The organism is Caulobacter sp. DWR3-1-2 (genome assembly GCF_049896225.1).
Classification (GTDB): domain Bacteria; phylum Pseudomonadota; class Alphaproteobacteria; order Caulobacterales; family Caulobacteraceae; genus Caulobacter.
Genome location: NZ_JAFCTW010000004.1, coordinates 219353 through 234530 on the forward strand (window position 1 = coordinate 219353; position 15178 = coordinate 234530).

Sequence of the window (15178 nt, forward strand, 5' to 3'; positions counted from 1 at the left end):
GCGCAATCGCTCAGCTACAGCGTGAGTAAGCTCAACAGCGCGGTTTCGGTCGGGCGCGGCGCGCACGTCACAGACCTTAGGCCTCCCGTAAGGCCCAACGCTCCAAGCGGCGCGGCGACCGCGGGCGACAGGCACAGGATCCTCAGACGCGGAGCGGGACAGTGAGCGAGCAGAGCCGCCAAGGTCCGCGCGGCTCGGGGCGAATACACCAGCGCCGCCGCGAGGGTGTCGATCGCCGCCAAGGTGGTCGGGGCGGGATCGCGCGCGACGGTCTCGTAAAGCGCCAGGCGGATCGCGGTGACTCCCGCCTCGGCGAGCGGCGCCACCAGATCTCCGGCCGGTTCCAGGGCGCCGGGATGGAGCACGACGCCGTCCAACTCGGCGGCCTCGCCCGCGATCAGCCACGCCAAGGCCTCGACGTCGCCTTCAGCGGACTCCACCCGGGCAAAGCCCGCCTCGCGGGCGGCGGCGGCGGTGCGGTCACCAACCGCGAACGCACGACGCGAGCGGTCAGGGCTGGCGCGGGCGAAAGCCGAGACGCCGTTGACGCTGGTGAAGGCCAGAGCCGCCACGCCCGTCAGGTCGATCACCGGCGACAGGTCGCGCACGGTCAGCAACGGATCGACCAGCGGTGTGAAGCCCATGGCCTCAAGACGAGCGGCGGTGGCCTCCGCGCCCGGCGAGGCCCGGGTGACCCAAATCCGCCGCGACTCGCCGGTCATGGCCCTACTCGGTGAGGATCAGGGCCGGACCGCCCTCGACCCGCACGGCGCCGCCCAGCTCCAACCCCAGGGCTCGGGCCTGGTCGGTGGCGTCGAGGCTGGACAGGGTGACCGAGCCCTCGCGGCGGAAACGGTGGGCGCCGTCCGGAGTCAGGGCCTCGACGATCATCGTCAGGGTCAGGCCCTCCAGCCGGGCATAGGCGCCGACCGCCGTGCGGCACGAGCCTTCCAGGGCGTAGAGCGCTCCGCGCTCGGCGGCCACGGCGAGGGTGGTGGCCTGGCAACGCACGGCCTGCAGCCAGGGAAGGTCGACATCCTCGGCGCGGGTCTCGATGACCAGGGCGCCCTGGCCCGGGGCCGGCGGGGCGGCGATCGGATCAAGCCAACTGCGCGGCAGATGGCCCAGGCCCAGGCGGTTCAGGCCAGACTGGGCCAGCAGGATGGCGTCGGCCTCGCCACGCTCCAGCTTGGCCAGGCGGGTGTCGACATTGCCGCGCAGCATGACGATCTCGAGGTCCGGCCGCACGTGCAGGGCCTGGGCTTGCCTGCGTAGCGAGGCGGTGCCCAGGCGCGCGCCCTTGGGCAGGTCTTCCAGCCGCTCGGCGAAGTGGCTGATGAAGGCGTCACGCGGGTCCTCGCGCTCGGGCACGGCCGCCAGCACCAGGCCTGGCGGCAGCTCGGCGGGCATGTCCTTCAGCGAATGGATGGCGCAGTCGATGCGACCCTCGATCAGGGCCTCCTCGATCTCCTTGGTGAACAGCCCCTTGCCGCCGATCTCCATCAGCCGGCGGTCCTGGATGCGGTCGCCGCTGGTGACGATCGGGATCAGCTGGGCGAACGACTCGATGTCGTCGGGTCCCGCGCCGAGGGCGGCCGCGATGCGGGCCTGCATCAAGCCAGACTGGGCCAGCGACAGCTTGGAGCCGCGCGCGCCGATGCGGATGGGTTGCCGGGACACGGTGGGGGCGTTACCTGCAGAGCGATAAGAAGCCTTCGCTGCTACAGGAGCGGCGGGAACCCCGCAACCGAATGACCACCCTTAAGCAACCTGGCCCCACGCAATCGACCCTGACCGTCCTCGGGCTGGAGACCAGCTGCGACGAGACAGCCGCGTCCGTGGTGCGGCGCAGCGCGGACGGCCGCGTCGAGGTGCTGTCGTCGATCGTAGGCACTCAGTTCGAGCAGCATGCCCCGTTCGGCGGCGTGGTGCCCGAGATCGCCGCGCGCGCCCATGTCGAGGCCATCGACGGCGTGGTGGCCCAGGCGATGCGCGCGGCGGGGCTCGGTTTCGCGGACCTGGACGGCGTCGCCGCCACCGCCGGGCCGGGCCTGGTGGGCGGGGTGATGGTCGGGTTGGCGTTCGGCAAGGCCGTCGCCCTGGCCCGCGACCTGCCGCTGGTGGCGGTCAACCACCTGGAGGGCCACGCGGTCTCGGCGCGACTGGGGGCGGAGATCGCCTATCCGTTCCTGCTGCTGCTGGTCTCCGGCGGCCATTGCCAACTGCTGGAAGTGGCCGGCGTCGGGGCCTGCACGCGCCTGGGCACCACCATCGACGACGCGGCCGGCGAGGCCTTCGACAAGATCGCCAAGAGCCTGGGCCTGCCCTATCCCGGCGGCCCGGCCCTGGAAAAGCTGGCGACGAGCGGCGACCCCACCCAGTTCGACCTGCCGCGCGCCCTGCTGGGTCGCAAGGACTGCGACTTCTCGTTCTCCGGCCTGAAGACCGCCGCCGCGCGGCTGGCCGAGAAGGTCACCAACGACACCGAGCGCGCAGACCTGGCCGCCGCCGTGCAGTTCGCCATCGCCCGCCAGCTGTCGGAACGCACCGACCGGGCCATGAAGCTCTATGCCGGCAGCCATCCGGGCCAGGCCTTGCGCTTCGTGGTGGCCGGCGGCGTCGCGGCCAATGGCGCCGTGAAAGCCGCGCTGCGCAAGGCCTGCGACGACAACGGCTTTTCCTTCGACGCGCCCCCCCTGGCCTATTGCACCGACAACGCCGCGATGATCGCCCTGGCCGGGGCCGAGCGGCTGGCGGCCGGGATTTCAGACGACCTGGACGCCGTGGCGCGTCCGCGTTGGCCGCTGGACGAGGCCGCAGCGTTATCCCATCCGAGCAACAACTTCGGCCGCAAGGGAGCCAAGGCATGACCTTCACGCACGCGGGCGTCATCGGCGCCGGAGCCTGGGGCACGGCCCTGGCCCAGGTCTGCGCCCGGGCCGGGCTGAAGGTCACCCTGCAGGCCCGCGAGGCTGAGGTGGTCGCCTCGATCGCCGTCCGCCACGAGAACACCATGTTCCTGCCCGGCGTGCTGTTGGACGACACGGTCATCGCCTCGGCCGACATGGCGGCTCTGGCGGCCTGCGACCTGATCCTGGCCGTGCCGCCGGCCCAGCACCTGCGCTCGGCGCTCACGGCCTTGAAGCCGCACCTGCAGCCCCGCGTCCCGGTGGTGCTGTGTTCCAAGGGCGTTGAGCAGGGCTCGCTCAAACTCATGAGCGAGGTCGCCGCCGAGGTGCTGCCGGACAATCCGATCGCCGTGCTGTCGGGTCCCAGCTTCGCCGGCGAGGTGGCGCGCGGCCTGCCCACAGCCGTCACCCTGGCCTGCGAGGACGAAGCCCTGGGCATGGCCATCGTCGAGGCCATCGCCATCCCGGCCTTCCGCCCCTATCTCGCCGCCGACGTCATCGGGGCCGAGGCCGGCGGGGCGGTCAAGAACGTGCTGGCCATCGCCTGCGGCATCGTCGAGGGCAAGGACCTGGGCCGCAGCGCCCACGCCGCCCTGATCACCCGCGGCTTCGCCGAACTGACCCGTCTGGCCGTGGCCCTCGGCGGCAAGGCCGAGACGGTGGCCGGCCTGTGCGGCCTGGGCGACCTGGTGCTCACCTGCTCCAGCCCGCAGTCGCGCAACATGAGCGTCGGCCTGGCGCTTGGGGCCGGCCAGACCCTGGAACAGGCCCTGGCCGGCAAGGTCTCGGTGGCCGAGGGCGTGGCCTCCGCCCCCGCCGTTCGCGCCCTGGCCCGCTCCCTGGGTGTCGAGACCCCGATCTGCGAAGCCGTCGCCGCCATCCTGGCCGGCGAGGTCGATGTCAACAGCGCGATCCTCGGCCTACTGTCGCGACCGCTAAAGGCTGAAGCCTAAACCACGATTGGGGACAGGCGCATGCGCCTGTCCCCAATCGGCATTCCAAAAGGACCCGCCCCATGCCGCTCTACGCCATCATCTGCAAGGACAAGCCCGGCGCGCTCGAGACCCGCCTGGCCACCCGCCCGACCCACCTGGACTATCTGAACAACAGCCCCAACCTGAAGCTGGCCGGCGCCCTGCTCGACGACGCTGGCGGTCCGATCGGTTCGCTCATCGTGGTCGAGGCGGACGACCTGGCCGGCGCCCAGGCTCAGGCCGATGGCGACCCCTTCACCGCCGCTGGCGTTTTCGAGAGCGTCGAGGTCCATCCCTGGCGGCTGGCGATCGGCAGCCTCTAAGCCGTCATGCCGCTCTTCGCCTTGCACTGCCTGGACCGCCCCCACGCCACGACGTTGCGCGCCGAAACGCGGCCCGCTCATCTGGACTATGTCCGCGCCCAGGCGGCCGAGTACCGGTTCGGGGCCTATCTGTTGGACGAGGGCGGGGCGATGTGCGGCTCGCTGATGGCGGTGGAGTGCGCGGACCTCGCCGCCGCCCGGCGCTTCTCGGCCAACGACCCCTATACGTTGGCCAAGCTGTTCGCGCGGATCGACATCCACGAGTGGCCGGTGGGGATCGACGCGCCGTGAACCCCGCCCGCCCCACGTCTGGCGCCGTGCTTTGCCTGCTGGACGAGATCGCCTCGCCGGGCGCGCGGGGGTTTCGCTTTTGCGAGGGCGACGCGGTGTTCGCCGGCTTCGTGGTGCGGCGGGGCGAAGCGGTGGTCGGCTATGTCGACAGCTGCCCGCATGCCGGCTGGCCATTGGCCGGTCCGAGCGGCCGATTTCTGACTCGCGACAATGACCTGATCCTGTGCGGCGGCCACGCGGCCCTGTTTCGCATCGACGATGGCGCCATGGTGGCGGGACCGTGTCAGAACGTGGCGCTGACGCCGTGGCCGGTAGACGTGCAGGATGGCCAGATCGTCACGCTCTGACTCCGCTCATCGCGGCGAATGCCGGGACTTAGATCCCATAGCGGTGTGGCTGATGGAGGGGCTCAGCGCTCTTGGCGTCAGGCCCAGCGCTACTCCAGCTGGGTCCCGGCATTCGCCGGAATGAGCGGTATTTGTTGAGAAAGAACCCGCCCTTAACCCGTTCCGCCTAGGCTTCTCGCCGACTGAAACCGGGAAACCGCGCCATGGCCGACGGGTCCAATCCGAATTTCGACGCCGAGCTGACCGACGCCCACGACGCGCGCGGCCTGGGCGACAAGCTGCGCTCGTTCGCCAAGGTCAATCCGCGCTTCGCTCCAGATTTGGCCCGCACCCTGCTGGCCAAGCGCGACCACACGGTGGTCGAGGCCTTCGACGCCCACAGCGAACAGGTTGGCTACGAGTTCACCTCGGGCTGGGCGTCCAATAACATTCCGTTCGTCACGCCCCTGCTGCGCGACTTCGCGGCCAAACGCGGCGACGCGCCGATCCGATACCTGGAGATCGGCGCCTATGAGGGCCGCAACCTGGCCTTCATGGACTGGCTGATCCCCAATCGCCTGGATGTCACGGTGATCGACCCCTGGTTCGACGAGGCCCTGAACCCGGAAGAGAAATACCACGCCGTCGAGCCGCGCTTTCACCGCAACATGGCCAAGACCTCGTTCCGGTCGATGACCGCCCGCAAGGGGTTCTCGACCTATGAGCTGCCGCGCATGCTGCAGGTCGGTGAAGGCTTCGACCTGATCTATGTCGATGGCAGCCACACCGCCTTGGCCGTTCTGATCGACCTGTGCTTCTGCGCCAGCCTGCTCAGCGTCGGCGGCCTGATGGTGCTCGACGACTACTGGCACGACATCAGCGAAATCGGCGGCCCCGGCGTCAAGCAGGCCGTGGACCAGTTCCACGGCGCGTTCGGGCGCTATTTCGAGATCACGGCGGTGTACCGCCAGGTGGCCCTGACCAAGATCAGCGAGATCCCGCGGTAGATGCGATTGGGGACATGCGCATGCGCACGTCCCCATCAGCGCCCACGATCCTTACACCCGCCCCTCCGCCGAGAACGCCGCGAGGTCGTCGATCAGCGACTTGGCCGCCTGGGCTACCAGCGCGCCGCCCTTTTCGGGCGTGGCCTGGGCCGGGTCGGAGCCCATGCGGCCGTCAGCGTAGCGGGCGCGGAAGTCCAGAGCCTCGCGGATCGGGCCGGTCGGGGCGATCCTGGGCTCATAGTCCGCCGACTTGATGCTGCCCGGATAGGCCCACTGGGTCACGGCGATCTCGGACGGGGTCGCGTGGCTGCCGTGGCCGACCGGGAACTGCTGATTGGCCAGACTGAGCACGCCGCTCAGATCCCACCAATTCTTGAGCTTCAGCGCGAACGGCGCGCGTTCGCGCCGAAAGCTGTACTCGGCGTAGACCTCGGAAAACGCCGCTTCGATCGAGGCGACATTGCCGCCATGGCCGTTGAGGAAATAGATCTTCTCGAAGCCGTGGGCGCCGAGCGAGCGCACCCAGTCGCCGATCGCGGCAATGAAGGTCGTGGGCCGCAGGAAGATGGTGCCCGGAAAGGCCAGGTGATGCTGGGCCATGCCGACATTGAAGGTCGGGGCCACCAGCACGCTCGAAGAGAGTTTGCTGGCCTCGTGCGAGATGATCTCCGGGCACAACCAGTCGGTCCCCAGCAAACCCGTGGGCCCATGCTGCTCGTTGGAGCCGATCGGCACCACTACGGTCTTCGACGTCGCGAGATAGGCCTCGATCTCGGGCCAGGTCGAAAGGGCGAGCAGCATGGCTGGAACTCCGCGAGAGACTATCGATGCCTTAACGCCGATGCGGCGGCGATACAGAGAAATGGGGCGCGCCGCCAGAATCCCCAATGGTCTTCTTGCGTCGCTCCGCTCGCCGCGCATAACTCCGCCGCAACGAGATCAAGGGAGTGCAGGGCGTGAGCAACGGACAGGTTTTTCCGGTTTCCGACGACTGGGCGGGCAAGGCTCATATCGACGCCGCCGGCTATGACGCCGCCCTGGCGCGGGTCGAGGCCGATCCCGAGGCCTATTGGCGCGACCTGGCCGCCCGGCTGGACTGGATCACGCCACCGACCCAGATCAAGGACGTCTCGTTCGCCAAGGACGACTTCCGCATCCACTGGTACGCCGACGGCGTGCTCAACGCCTCGGTCAATTGCCTGGACCGCCACCTGCCGCATCGCCAGGACGAGGTAGCCCTGATCTTCGAGGGCGACGATCCGGGCGTGTCGTCGAAGATGAGTTATGGCGAGCTGCACGTCCAGGTTTGCAAGATGGCCAATGTCCTCAAGGACCAGGGTGTCCGGAAGGGCGACCGGGTGACCATCTACCTGCCGATGATCCCGATCGCCGCGGTGGCCATGCTGGCCTGCGCGCGGATCGGGGCGGTTCATTCGGTGGTGTTCGGCGGCTTCTCGCCCGACGCCATCGCCGGGCGGATCCAGGACTGCGCCTCGCACTTCGTGATCACCGCCGACGAGGGCAGGCGCGGCGGCAAGCGGGTGCCGCTGAAGGCCAATATCGACAAGGCGCTGGAGAGTTGCCCCTGGGTGGGCAAGGTGCTTATGGTCCGCTGGACCGGCGCCGACGTGCCGTTGGTGCACGCCCGCGACATCGTCTGGGACGACGTCCAAGAGGCCGCCTCGGCGGACTGCCCGCCCGAGCCGATGAACGCCGAGGATCCGCTGTTCATCCTCTATACCTCCGGCTCGACGGGCAAGCCCAAGGGCGTGCTGCACACCACCGGCGGCTACCTGGCCTGGGCCAGCTGGACCCATGAGGTCGTGTTCGACTACCGACCCTCTGCTCCAGGCAAGAACGGTGAAGTGTTCTGGTGCACCGCCGATGTCGGCTGGGTGACGGGCCACAGCTATGTGGTCTACGGCCCTCTGGCCAATGGCGGGACCAGCCTGATCTTCGAGGGCGTGCCCAACTACCCCACCCCGGCGCGGTTCTGGGAGGTGGTCGACAAGCACCAGGTCGAGATCTTCTACACCGCCCCAACGGCTCTGCGGGCCCTGATGCGCGAGGGCGACGACTGGGTGACGAAGAACGACCTGTCGTCCCTGCGCCTGCTGGGCAGCGTCGGCGAGCCGATCAATCCCGAGGCCTGGCTCTGGTACCACCGCGTGGTCGGCAAGGACCGCCTGCCAATCGTCGACACCTGGTGGCAGACCGAGACTGGCGGCATCCTCGTCTCGCCGCTGCCCGGCGCCACCGCCCTTAAGCCCGGCTCGGCCACCAAGCCCCTGCCCGGCGTCAAGCTGCAACTGGTCGACGCCGAGGGCCAGGTGCTGGAGGGCGCCACCGAGGGCAATCTGGTGATCACCGACAGCTGGCCGGGGCAGATGCGCACCGTCTACGGCGACCACGGCCGGTTCTTCGAGACCTATTTCAGCGCCTATCCGGGCAAGTATTTCACCGGCGACGGCTGCCGGCGCGACGCCGACGGCTATTATTGGATCACCGGTCGCGTGGACGACGTGATCAACGTCTCGGGCCACCGCCTGGGCACCGCCGAGATCGAGAGCGCCCTGGTGGCTCATGACACGGTCGCCGAGGCCGCGGTAGTCGGCTATCCGCACGACATCAAGGGCCAGGGCGTCTATGCCTATGTGACGCTGAAGTCGGGCGTCGAGGCGACCGACGAGCTGCGCAAGACGCTGATCCTCTGGGTGCGCCAGGAGATCGGACCGTTCGCCGCGCCGGACATCCTGCAATGGGCGCCGGGCCTGCCCAAGACCCGCTCGGGCAAGATCATGCGCCGCATCCTGCGCAAGATCGCCGAAAACGAACTGGGCAGCCTGGGCGACACCTCGACCCTGGCCGATCCGTCGGTGGTCGAGGATCTGGTGAAAAATAGAGCCAACGCCTGATGCGCGCCGGGGCGGAAACCGGCCGTAGCGTTTTCGAGCGAAGTGGATTCCGGTTCGCGTGAAGAAAATGCGCTAAGTCAAAATCTAGAGCTTTCGATCTGATGTAATCAGATCGGAATGCTCTAGGCTTCCGCCCATGCCCAGACTTGGTTTCGTCGTTGCCGTGATGATGCTGGCCTGTCCGGAGCTCGCCATGGCCGCGAACGCGACCAACGCCGATTGGGTGCGCCAGGTCGAACGCGGCGACATCGCCCTGGACGCCCATCCCGATGCGGGCGGCCGCGGCGGATCGGTGCGGGCGATGATCGACATAGACGCGCCGCCGGACGCTGTCTGGCGCACCATCCTCGACTGCCAGCGCGCCGCGCGCATGACCCCCAGCGTTCGGCGCTGCACGGTATTGTCGCGCGACCCCTCCGGGCGGACCGAGACCCGCGAGCACGTGATCAAGTGGAGCTTCCTGCTGCCGGCCTTCCATTCGGTCTCGCGCCTGGAACTGGATCCGCCCCGCAAGATCGTCTTCCGCTGCGTGGATGGCGACATCAAGGATTGCGAGGGCGCGTGGCTGCTGGAGTCGCGCAACGGCGGCAAGGCCACGCGCGTCACCTATCAGAACCGGGCCCGCGCCCCCTACGGCATGCCGTCCGGCCTGGCGGCCATGGCCATGCGCCGCGACGTGCCCGCCGCCCTCCGCGCCCTGCGCCGCGAGAGCGTGGCGGCGGCGCGGTGAATCGGCCGGCTTTCATGACAAGACGGTAAGCTTGGCGCCTCCGACACCGGTGATAGGGTCGCGCCTTCAGATTTCCGGAGCGTCGACCTCATGATCCGTCCCGCCGCCAAGGCCGCCCTCGTGGCGCTGGCTCTCTCCACGACCGCTCTTTCGCCGATCGCCCACGCCCAGACCAAGCCCACGGCCCCCGCCGCCGGCGTGACCGTGCCGCCGATCGTCTACGAGGAACGGACCCTGGCCAACGGCCTGAAGGTCTATACCGCCCGCGACGCCACCACGCCTAACGTGACGGTGCAGGTCTGGTACGGCGTCGGCAGCAAGGACGATCCCGAAGGCCGCTCGGGCTTCGCGCACCTGTTCGAACACCTGATGTTCAAATCGACGCGTAACATGCCCACCGAATATTTCGACCGGCTGACCGAGGACGTCGGCGGCTTCAACAACGCCTCCACCTATGACGACTTCACCAACTATTATGAGGTGGTGCCGGCCAACCACTTGCAGCGCCTGTTGTGGGCCGAAGCCGAGCGCCTGAGCTCGCTGGTCATCGACGACGCGGTGTTCAAGTCCGAGCGCGACGTGGTCAAGGAGGAGCTGCGCCAGCGGGTGCTGGCCAATCCCTATGGCCGGTTCTTCTCGCTGAACATCACCCAGGCCTCGTTCGCCCAGCACCCCTACAAGCGCCCGGGCATCGGCTCGATCGAGGAGCTGGACGCCGCCACCGTCGATGATGTCCGCGCCTTCCACGCCGCCTATTATCGCCCCGACAACGCCGCCCTGATCGTGGTCGGCAACTATGACGAGGCCCAGCTCAACGCCTGGATCGACCAGTATTTCGCGCCGCTGAAGACCCCGGCGTCGGCGATCAAGCCGGTCACCGTGGTCGAGCCGCCGCGCACGGGGGCGAAAATCGTCACCACCTATGGTCCCAACGTGCCGCTGCCGGCCGTGGCCATGACCTGGCTGGCCCCGGCCGCCGCCGATCCGGACGCTCCGGCCCTGTCGGTGCTCGACGCCATCCTGTCGGCTGGCAAGTCGTCGCGACTGTATGACGCCTTGGTTTATGACCAGAAGATCGCCCAATCGATCTTCTCCTCGACCAGCACCAACGCCCAGCCAGGGATCTTCTATGTCGGCGCGATCATGGCCGGCGGCAAGACGGTGGAGCAGGGCGGGGCCTCGCTGACCGCCCAGGTCGCCAAGCTGCGCGCCGCGCCGCCGACGGCCGCCGAACTGGCCGAGGCCAAGGCTGGGCTGCTGGCCGACGCCGTCCGCAGTCGCGAGACCATCGATGGCCGCGCCTTCGCCATCGGCTACGCCCTGCGCACCGAGGGTGACGCCGCTCGCGCCAACACCGACCTGGCCGCCCTGCAGGCCGTCACCGCCGTCGACGTCCAGCGGGTGGCCAAGACGTACTTGGCCGACGATCGCAAAGTGACCGTCCGCTACCTGCCGGAGTCAGCCGGTCCGGCCGGGGCCAGGGACCCGTTCGACGCGCCCAAGCCGACGCCGTCGGTGACCTTCAACGGGGCCGTCACCAGCCTGGCGCCCGAGGCCGAACGCCTGGCCCCGCCCGTCGCCGGCGCGCCCGTCGCCCCGGTCCTGCCCTCGCCGGTCGAGAAGACTCTGGCCAACGGCCTGCGGGTGATCGTCGCCAAGTCCAGCGACCTGCCGCTGATCACCGCCGATCTGACCGTTCGCGGCGGTTCGGGCGCCGATCCAGCCGGCCTGGCGGGCGTCTCCAGCCTGACCGCCGAGCTGCTCACCGAAGGCACCAAGACCCGCACCGCCACCCAGGTGGCCGCCGCCACCGAGGCCCTGGGCGCCAATCTGGAAGCGGGTTCAGGCTGGGAAGCCTCGTCCCTGACCCTCAGTATCATCGCCGACAAGGCCCCTCAGGGCCTGGCGATCATGGCCGACGTGGCCGAGAACCCGACCTTCAAGGCCGACGAACTGGAGCGGGTGAAGGCCGAGGCCCTGGACGGCCTGTCGGTCAGCCTGCAGCGTCCCGGGGCGGTGGCCGGCTTCGCGGCGCCGACCGTGATCTATGCCGGATCGGGCTACGGCCATGTGGCCAGCGGCACACCGGGGTCTCTACCGAAGATCACCCGCGACTCTCTGGTCAAGACCCACGCCGCCTATTGGCGGCCCGACAACGCCATCCTGGTCCTGACCGGCGACCTGACCCCCGAGCAGGGTTTCGCCCTGGCCGAGACCGCGTTCGGCGGCTGGGTCAGGCCGGCCGGCGCCGCGCCCGCCCCGATCAAGGGTCCGACCGGCTATGCGCCGCGCAACTTGATCATCGACCTGCCGGGGGCCGGTCAGGCCGCCGTGGTGGTGGTCAAGCCGGCCATCCTGCGCAGCGACCCGCGCTACTATGCCGGCCTGGTCGCCAATGGCGTGCTGGGCGGCGGCTATTCCTCGCGCCTGAACCAGGAGATCCGCATCAAGCGCGGCCTCTCCTACGGGGCAGGGTCCAGCCTGTCGCCCCGCGCCGCGACCGGCGGCTTCTCGGCCAATGTCCAGACCAAGAACGAGTCGGCCGCCCAGGTGGTGACCCTGATCAAGGAAGAGCTGGCCCGGCTGGGCGACACCCCGGCCTCGACCGGCGAACTGGCGGCCCGCAAGTCGGTGCTGGTCGGCGACTTTGGCCGTGACCTGGGCACCTCGGAGGGCCTGGGGGGCATACTGGGCAATCTGGCGATCTATGGCGTGCCGCTGGACGAGATCCAGGTGTTCACGAGCAAGATCGAGGCGGTCTCAGCCGCCGATGTCCAGGCCTTCTCCAAGACCATGCTCGACCCGGCCCAGACCAGCGTCATCGTGGTGGGCGACGCCAAGACCTTCGGCGGCACGGTCAAGGCCGTGCTGCCGGGCGCCGTGGAAATCCCTGTCAGCCAGCTGGATCTCGACAGCCCGACCCTGGTGAAGGGGAAGTAGTGAAAGTCCTCCCCCTGTGGGGGGAGGACTTGGAAGGTCAGCCCTTGGCGGCGAGCAGGTCCCGGATCTCGGTGAGCAGCTTCTCTTCCGGTGTCGGGGCCGCCGGCGCCTCGGGCGCGGGGTCCTCGGCGTCGGCGCGGCGGATCTTGTTGACCAACTTGACCAGCAGGAACACTACCGTCGCCACGATCACGAACTGGATCACGGTGTTGATGAAGGCGCCGTACTGGATAGCCACCTTCTCGACGACCGTGGTGGCGGGATTCTCGGGCTTCAGCACCCATTCCAGCTTGGAAAAGTCGAGTCCACCCATCAGCAGGCCGATCGGCGGCATGATCACCTGATCGACCAGGCTCTTGACGATGCCGTTGAACGCCGCGCCGATGATGACGCCGACCGCCAGGTCGATGACGTTGCCGCGAGAGATGAACTCGCGGAAGTCCTTCACCACGCTCATGCTGGACCTATTCGTCGGCGTTGAGGCGGCCGCGCAATTCCTTTCCGCTCTTGAAGAACGGCACGTGCTTGGCGCGCACGTCAACGGTCTCGCCGGTACGCGGATTACGCCCAGCGCGGGCCGGACGCGAACGCACCGACAAGGCGCCGAAACCGCGAAGTTCCACTCGGCCACCTTCCTCGAGCGCACCGATCATGCGCTCGAGAATGACGCCGACAACGCGTTCGACGTCTTTCTGGGTCAGGTGTGGATTCTCGTTCGCGAGCCTGGCGATGAGTTCGGACTTGATCATCGATATCCCCGACGCCCTAAGCGGCCCTGGGGAGAAGGGTCTGGCGCGGGTCCGACCTTTGCCCAAGGAACCCTGAGTCTTCAAGGAAAAGCTTCGGTTAACGGCGCCATTCGGTCGGCTGGACGACTGACTTGATCGAGGGTCGATAAAAGAAAACGGCGGCCGGATCGCTCCGGCCGCCGTTGCTTCAGCTCAAAAAGAGCAGAAGACTATTCCTTCGGGGTCGCCCGCTCGCGCAGGGCGGCGCCCAGGATGTCGCCCAGCGAGGCGCCGGAGTCCGACGAGCCGAACTGCTCGATGGCTTCCTTTTCCTCGGCCATTTCCAGCGACTTGATCGACATCGAAACGCGGCGAGCCGCCTTGTCGATATTCACGATCTGAGCGTCGACGCGGTCACCCACGGCGAAGCGCTCGGGGCGCTGTTCCTGGCGATCGCGCGACAGGTCCGACTTGCGGATGAAGGCGGTCATCAGGGCGTCGTCTTCACCGAAGCGAACTTCGATGCCGCCGGTGGTGACTTCCGTCACCGTGACGGTCACGGTCTGGTTCTTGCGATAGGTGTCGCCCGACATCGGATCGCCACCCAGCTGCTTGATGCCCAGCGAGATGCGTTCCTTCTCGACGTCGACGTCGAGAACCTTCGCCTTGACCATGTCGCCCTTCTTGTAGCGCGACATCGCCTCTTCGCCCGACGCGCTCCAGTCGATATCCGACAGGTGCACCATGCCGTCGATGTCGTTGTCGAGGCCGATGAACAGACCAAACTCGGTCGCGTTCTTGACTTCGCCTTCGACGGTCGAGCCGATCGGATGGGTTTCGACGAAGGAATCCCAGGGATTGGCCAGGGCTTGCTTCAGGCCCAGCGACACGCGGCGCTTGGACGGATCGACGTCCAGCACGACCACGTCGACTTCCTGCGAGGTCGAGACGATCTTGCCGGGGTGGACGTTCTTCTTGGTCCAGGACATTTCGCTGACGTGGACCAGGCCTTCAACGCCGGCTTCCAGCTCAACAAACGCGCCGTAGTCGGTGATGTTGGTGATCCGGCCCGTGAACTTGGCGCCGACCGGGTACTTGGCTTCAACACCATCCCACGGATCCGACTGCAGCTGCTTCATGCCGAGGCTGATGCGCTGGGTGTCGGGGTTGATCTTGACGATCTGCACCTTGACGGTGTCGCCGACGGCCAGGACTTGCGACGGGTGGTTGACGCGCTTCCAGCTCATGTCGGTGACGTGGAGCAGGCCATCGATGCCGCCGAGGTCCACGAACGCACCGTAGTCGGTGATGTTCTTGACCACGCCTTCGCGGATTTCACCCTCTTGCAGCTGCGACACCAGTTCGGTGCGCTGCTCGGCGCGGGCTTCTTCCAGGATGGCGCGGCGCGAGACGACGATATTGCCGCGCGGACGGTCCATCTTGAGGATGGCGAAGGGCTGTTCCTTGCCCATCAGCGGGCCGACGTCGCGCACCGGGCGGATATCGACCTGCGAGCCGGGCAGGAACGCCGAGGCGCCGCCCAGGTCGACGGTGAAGCCACCCTTGACGCGGCCAACGATGGCGCCGAGCACGGGTTCGTTCTTGGCGTAGACGCCTTCCAGACGGGTCCAGGCTTCTTCGCGCTTGGCCTTTTCGCGGCTGATCACCGCTTCGCCGAGGGCGTTTTCCAGGCGTTCCAGGAAGACTTCGACCGAGTCGCCGACCTTGATGGTCGCCTTGCCGTTCTCGTCGACACCGAATTCCTTTTGCGGCACGCGACCTTCGGTCTTCAGACCGACGTCAATGATCGCGAAGTCCTTTTCAATCCCGACAACGATGCCCTTAACGACGGTGCCTTCCGCGAAGTCGCGGCCGCCCATGGAATCGTTCAGCAGCGCTTCGAAATCGTCGCGCGTCGGGTTGAAGCTCATATCGTCAGCCATGCTGATGTTTAGTCTCGTGTTGAGGGAAGCCCTGCGGTGAGCAGCCGTCGAATGACGGTTCTCGGGATTCCGGGTGTGGGGTTTTTTGAGGC

General features: G+C 67.9%; 15 protein-coding genes. 9 read left to right on the plus strand and 6 right to left on the minus strand.

Annotated features, from left to right (window positions below; all coding sequences use genetic code 11):
• Window positions 1-14: 14 nt before the first annotated feature.
• Together ACP696_RS07635 and hemC are read right to left on the minus strand one after the other, a co-directional pair.
• Window positions 15-722, minus strand: a complete 708-nt coding sequence (locus ACP696_RS07635; protein WP_426010765.1) for a uroporphyrinogen-III synthase — start codon at window positions 720-722, stop codon at window positions 15-17.
• Between the two features lie 4 nt (window positions 723-726).
• Window positions 727-1680 (minus strand): hydroxymethylbilane synthase, encoded by a 954-nt coding sequence (gene hemC / locus ACP696_RS07640; protein ID WP_426010763.1) that lies wholly within the window; start codon window positions 1678-1680, stop codon window positions 727-729.
• A 71-nt stretch (window positions 1681-1751) separates the two neighbouring features.
• Here hemC and tsaD point away from each other — a divergent pair, with 71 nt between their 5' ends.
• The 6 genes from tsaD to ACP696_RS07670 all read left to right on the plus strand — a co-directional run bounded on the left by tsaD (window position 1752) and on the right by ACP696_RS07670 (window position 5830).
• Window positions 1752-2870, plus strand: coding sequence for a tRNA (adenosine(37)-N6)-threonylcarbamoyltransferase complex transferase subunit TsaD (tsaD, locus tag ACP696_RS07645; RefSeq protein WP_426043636.1), 1119 nt, complete (start codon window positions 1752-1754; stop codon window positions 2868-2870).
• Window positions 2867-3862 (plus strand): NAD(P)H-dependent glycerol-3-phosphate dehydrogenase, encoded by a 996-nt coding sequence (locus ACP696_RS07650; RefSeq protein ID WP_426043637.1) that lies wholly within the window; start codon window positions 2867-2869, stop codon window positions 3860-3862. Before tsaD ends, ACP696_RS07650 begins: the two co-directional genes overlap by 4 nt.
• A 62-nt stretch (window positions 3863-3924) precedes the next feature.
• A complete protein-coding gene (locus ACP696_RS07655; RefSeq protein WP_426010758.1) occupies window positions 3925-4206 on the plus strand; it encodes a YciI family protein in 282 nt (93 codons plus the stop codon).
• A 6-nt stretch (window positions 4207-4212) separates the two neighbouring features.
• The gene (locus ACP696_RS07660; RefSeq protein ID WP_426010757.1) at window positions 4213-4497 is read left to right on the plus strand and encodes a YciI family protein; all 285 of its coding nucleotides are present in this window, start codon (window positions 4213-4215) and stop codon (window positions 4495-4497) included.
• Window positions 4494-4844 (plus strand): Rieske (2Fe-2S) protein, encoded by a 351-nt coding sequence (locus tag ACP696_RS07665; RefSeq protein WP_426043638.1) that lies wholly within the window; start codon window positions 4494-4496, stop codon window positions 4842-4844. The genes ACP696_RS07660 and ACP696_RS07665 overlap by 4 nt, the downstream gene beginning before the upstream one ends.
• 203 nt (window positions 4845-5047) lie before the next feature.
• On the plus strand, window positions 5048-5830 hold the full coding sequence (locus tag ACP696_RS07670; protein WP_426010755.1) for a class I SAM-dependent methyltransferase: 783 nt from the start codon (window positions 5048-5050) through the stop codon (window positions 5828-5830).
• A gap of 51 nt (window positions 5831-5881) precedes the next feature.
• On the opposite strand, the gene ACP696_RS07675 is transcribed toward ACP696_RS07670, so the two are convergent.
• Window positions 5882-6631: a creatininase family protein gene (locus ACP696_RS07675; protein WP_426010754.1), complete on the minus strand. Its 750-nt coding sequence runs from the start codon at window positions 6629-6631 to the stop codon at window positions 5882-5884.
• A gap of 155 nt (window positions 6632-6786) precedes the next feature.
• Here ACP696_RS07675 and acs point away from each other — a divergent pair, with 155 nt between their 5' ends.
• From acs to ACP696_RS07690, 3 genes are all read left to right on the plus strand, one after another.
• Window positions 6787-8745, plus strand: coding sequence for an acetate--CoA ligase (gene acs, locus ACP696_RS07680; protein WP_426029472.1), 1959 nt, complete (start codon window positions 6787-6789; stop codon window positions 8743-8745).
• Window positions 8746-8881: 136 nt separating this feature from the next.
• Window positions 8882-9475, plus strand: a complete 594-nt coding sequence (locus tag ACP696_RS07685; RefSeq protein ID WP_426010751.1) for an SRPBCC family protein — start codon at window positions 8882-8884, stop codon at window positions 9473-9475.
• A gap of 90 nt (window positions 9476-9565) precedes the next feature.
• The gene (locus ACP696_RS07690; RefSeq protein ID WP_426043639.1) at window positions 9566-12415 is read left to right on the plus strand and encodes a M16 family metallopeptidase; all 2850 of its coding nucleotides are present in this window, start codon (window positions 9566-9568) and stop codon (window positions 12413-12415) included.
• A gap of 37 nt (window positions 12416-12452) precedes the next feature.
• On the opposite strand, the gene mscL is transcribed toward ACP696_RS07690, so the two are convergent.
• From mscL to rpsA, 3 genes are all read right to left on the minus strand, one after another.
• On the minus strand, window positions 12453-12872 hold the full coding sequence (mscL, locus tag ACP696_RS07695; RefSeq protein ID WP_426043640.1) for a large-conductance mechanosensitive channel protein MscL: 420 nt from the start codon (window positions 12870-12872) through the stop codon (window positions 12453-12455).
• Between the two features lie 7 nt (window positions 12873-12879).
• Window positions 12880-13164: an integration host factor subunit beta gene (locus ACP696_RS07700; RefSeq protein ID WP_007676040.1), complete on the minus strand. Its 285-nt coding sequence runs from the start codon at window positions 13162-13164 to the stop codon at window positions 12880-12882.
• 209 nt (window positions 13165-13373) lie between these two features.
• On the minus strand, window positions 13374-15086 hold the full coding sequence (gene rpsA / locus ACP696_RS07705) for a 30S ribosomal protein S1 (RefSeq protein ID WP_426010744.1): 1713 nt from the start codon (window positions 15084-15086) through the stop codon (window positions 13374-13376).
• Between the last annotated feature and the right edge of the window lie 92 nt (window positions 15087-15178).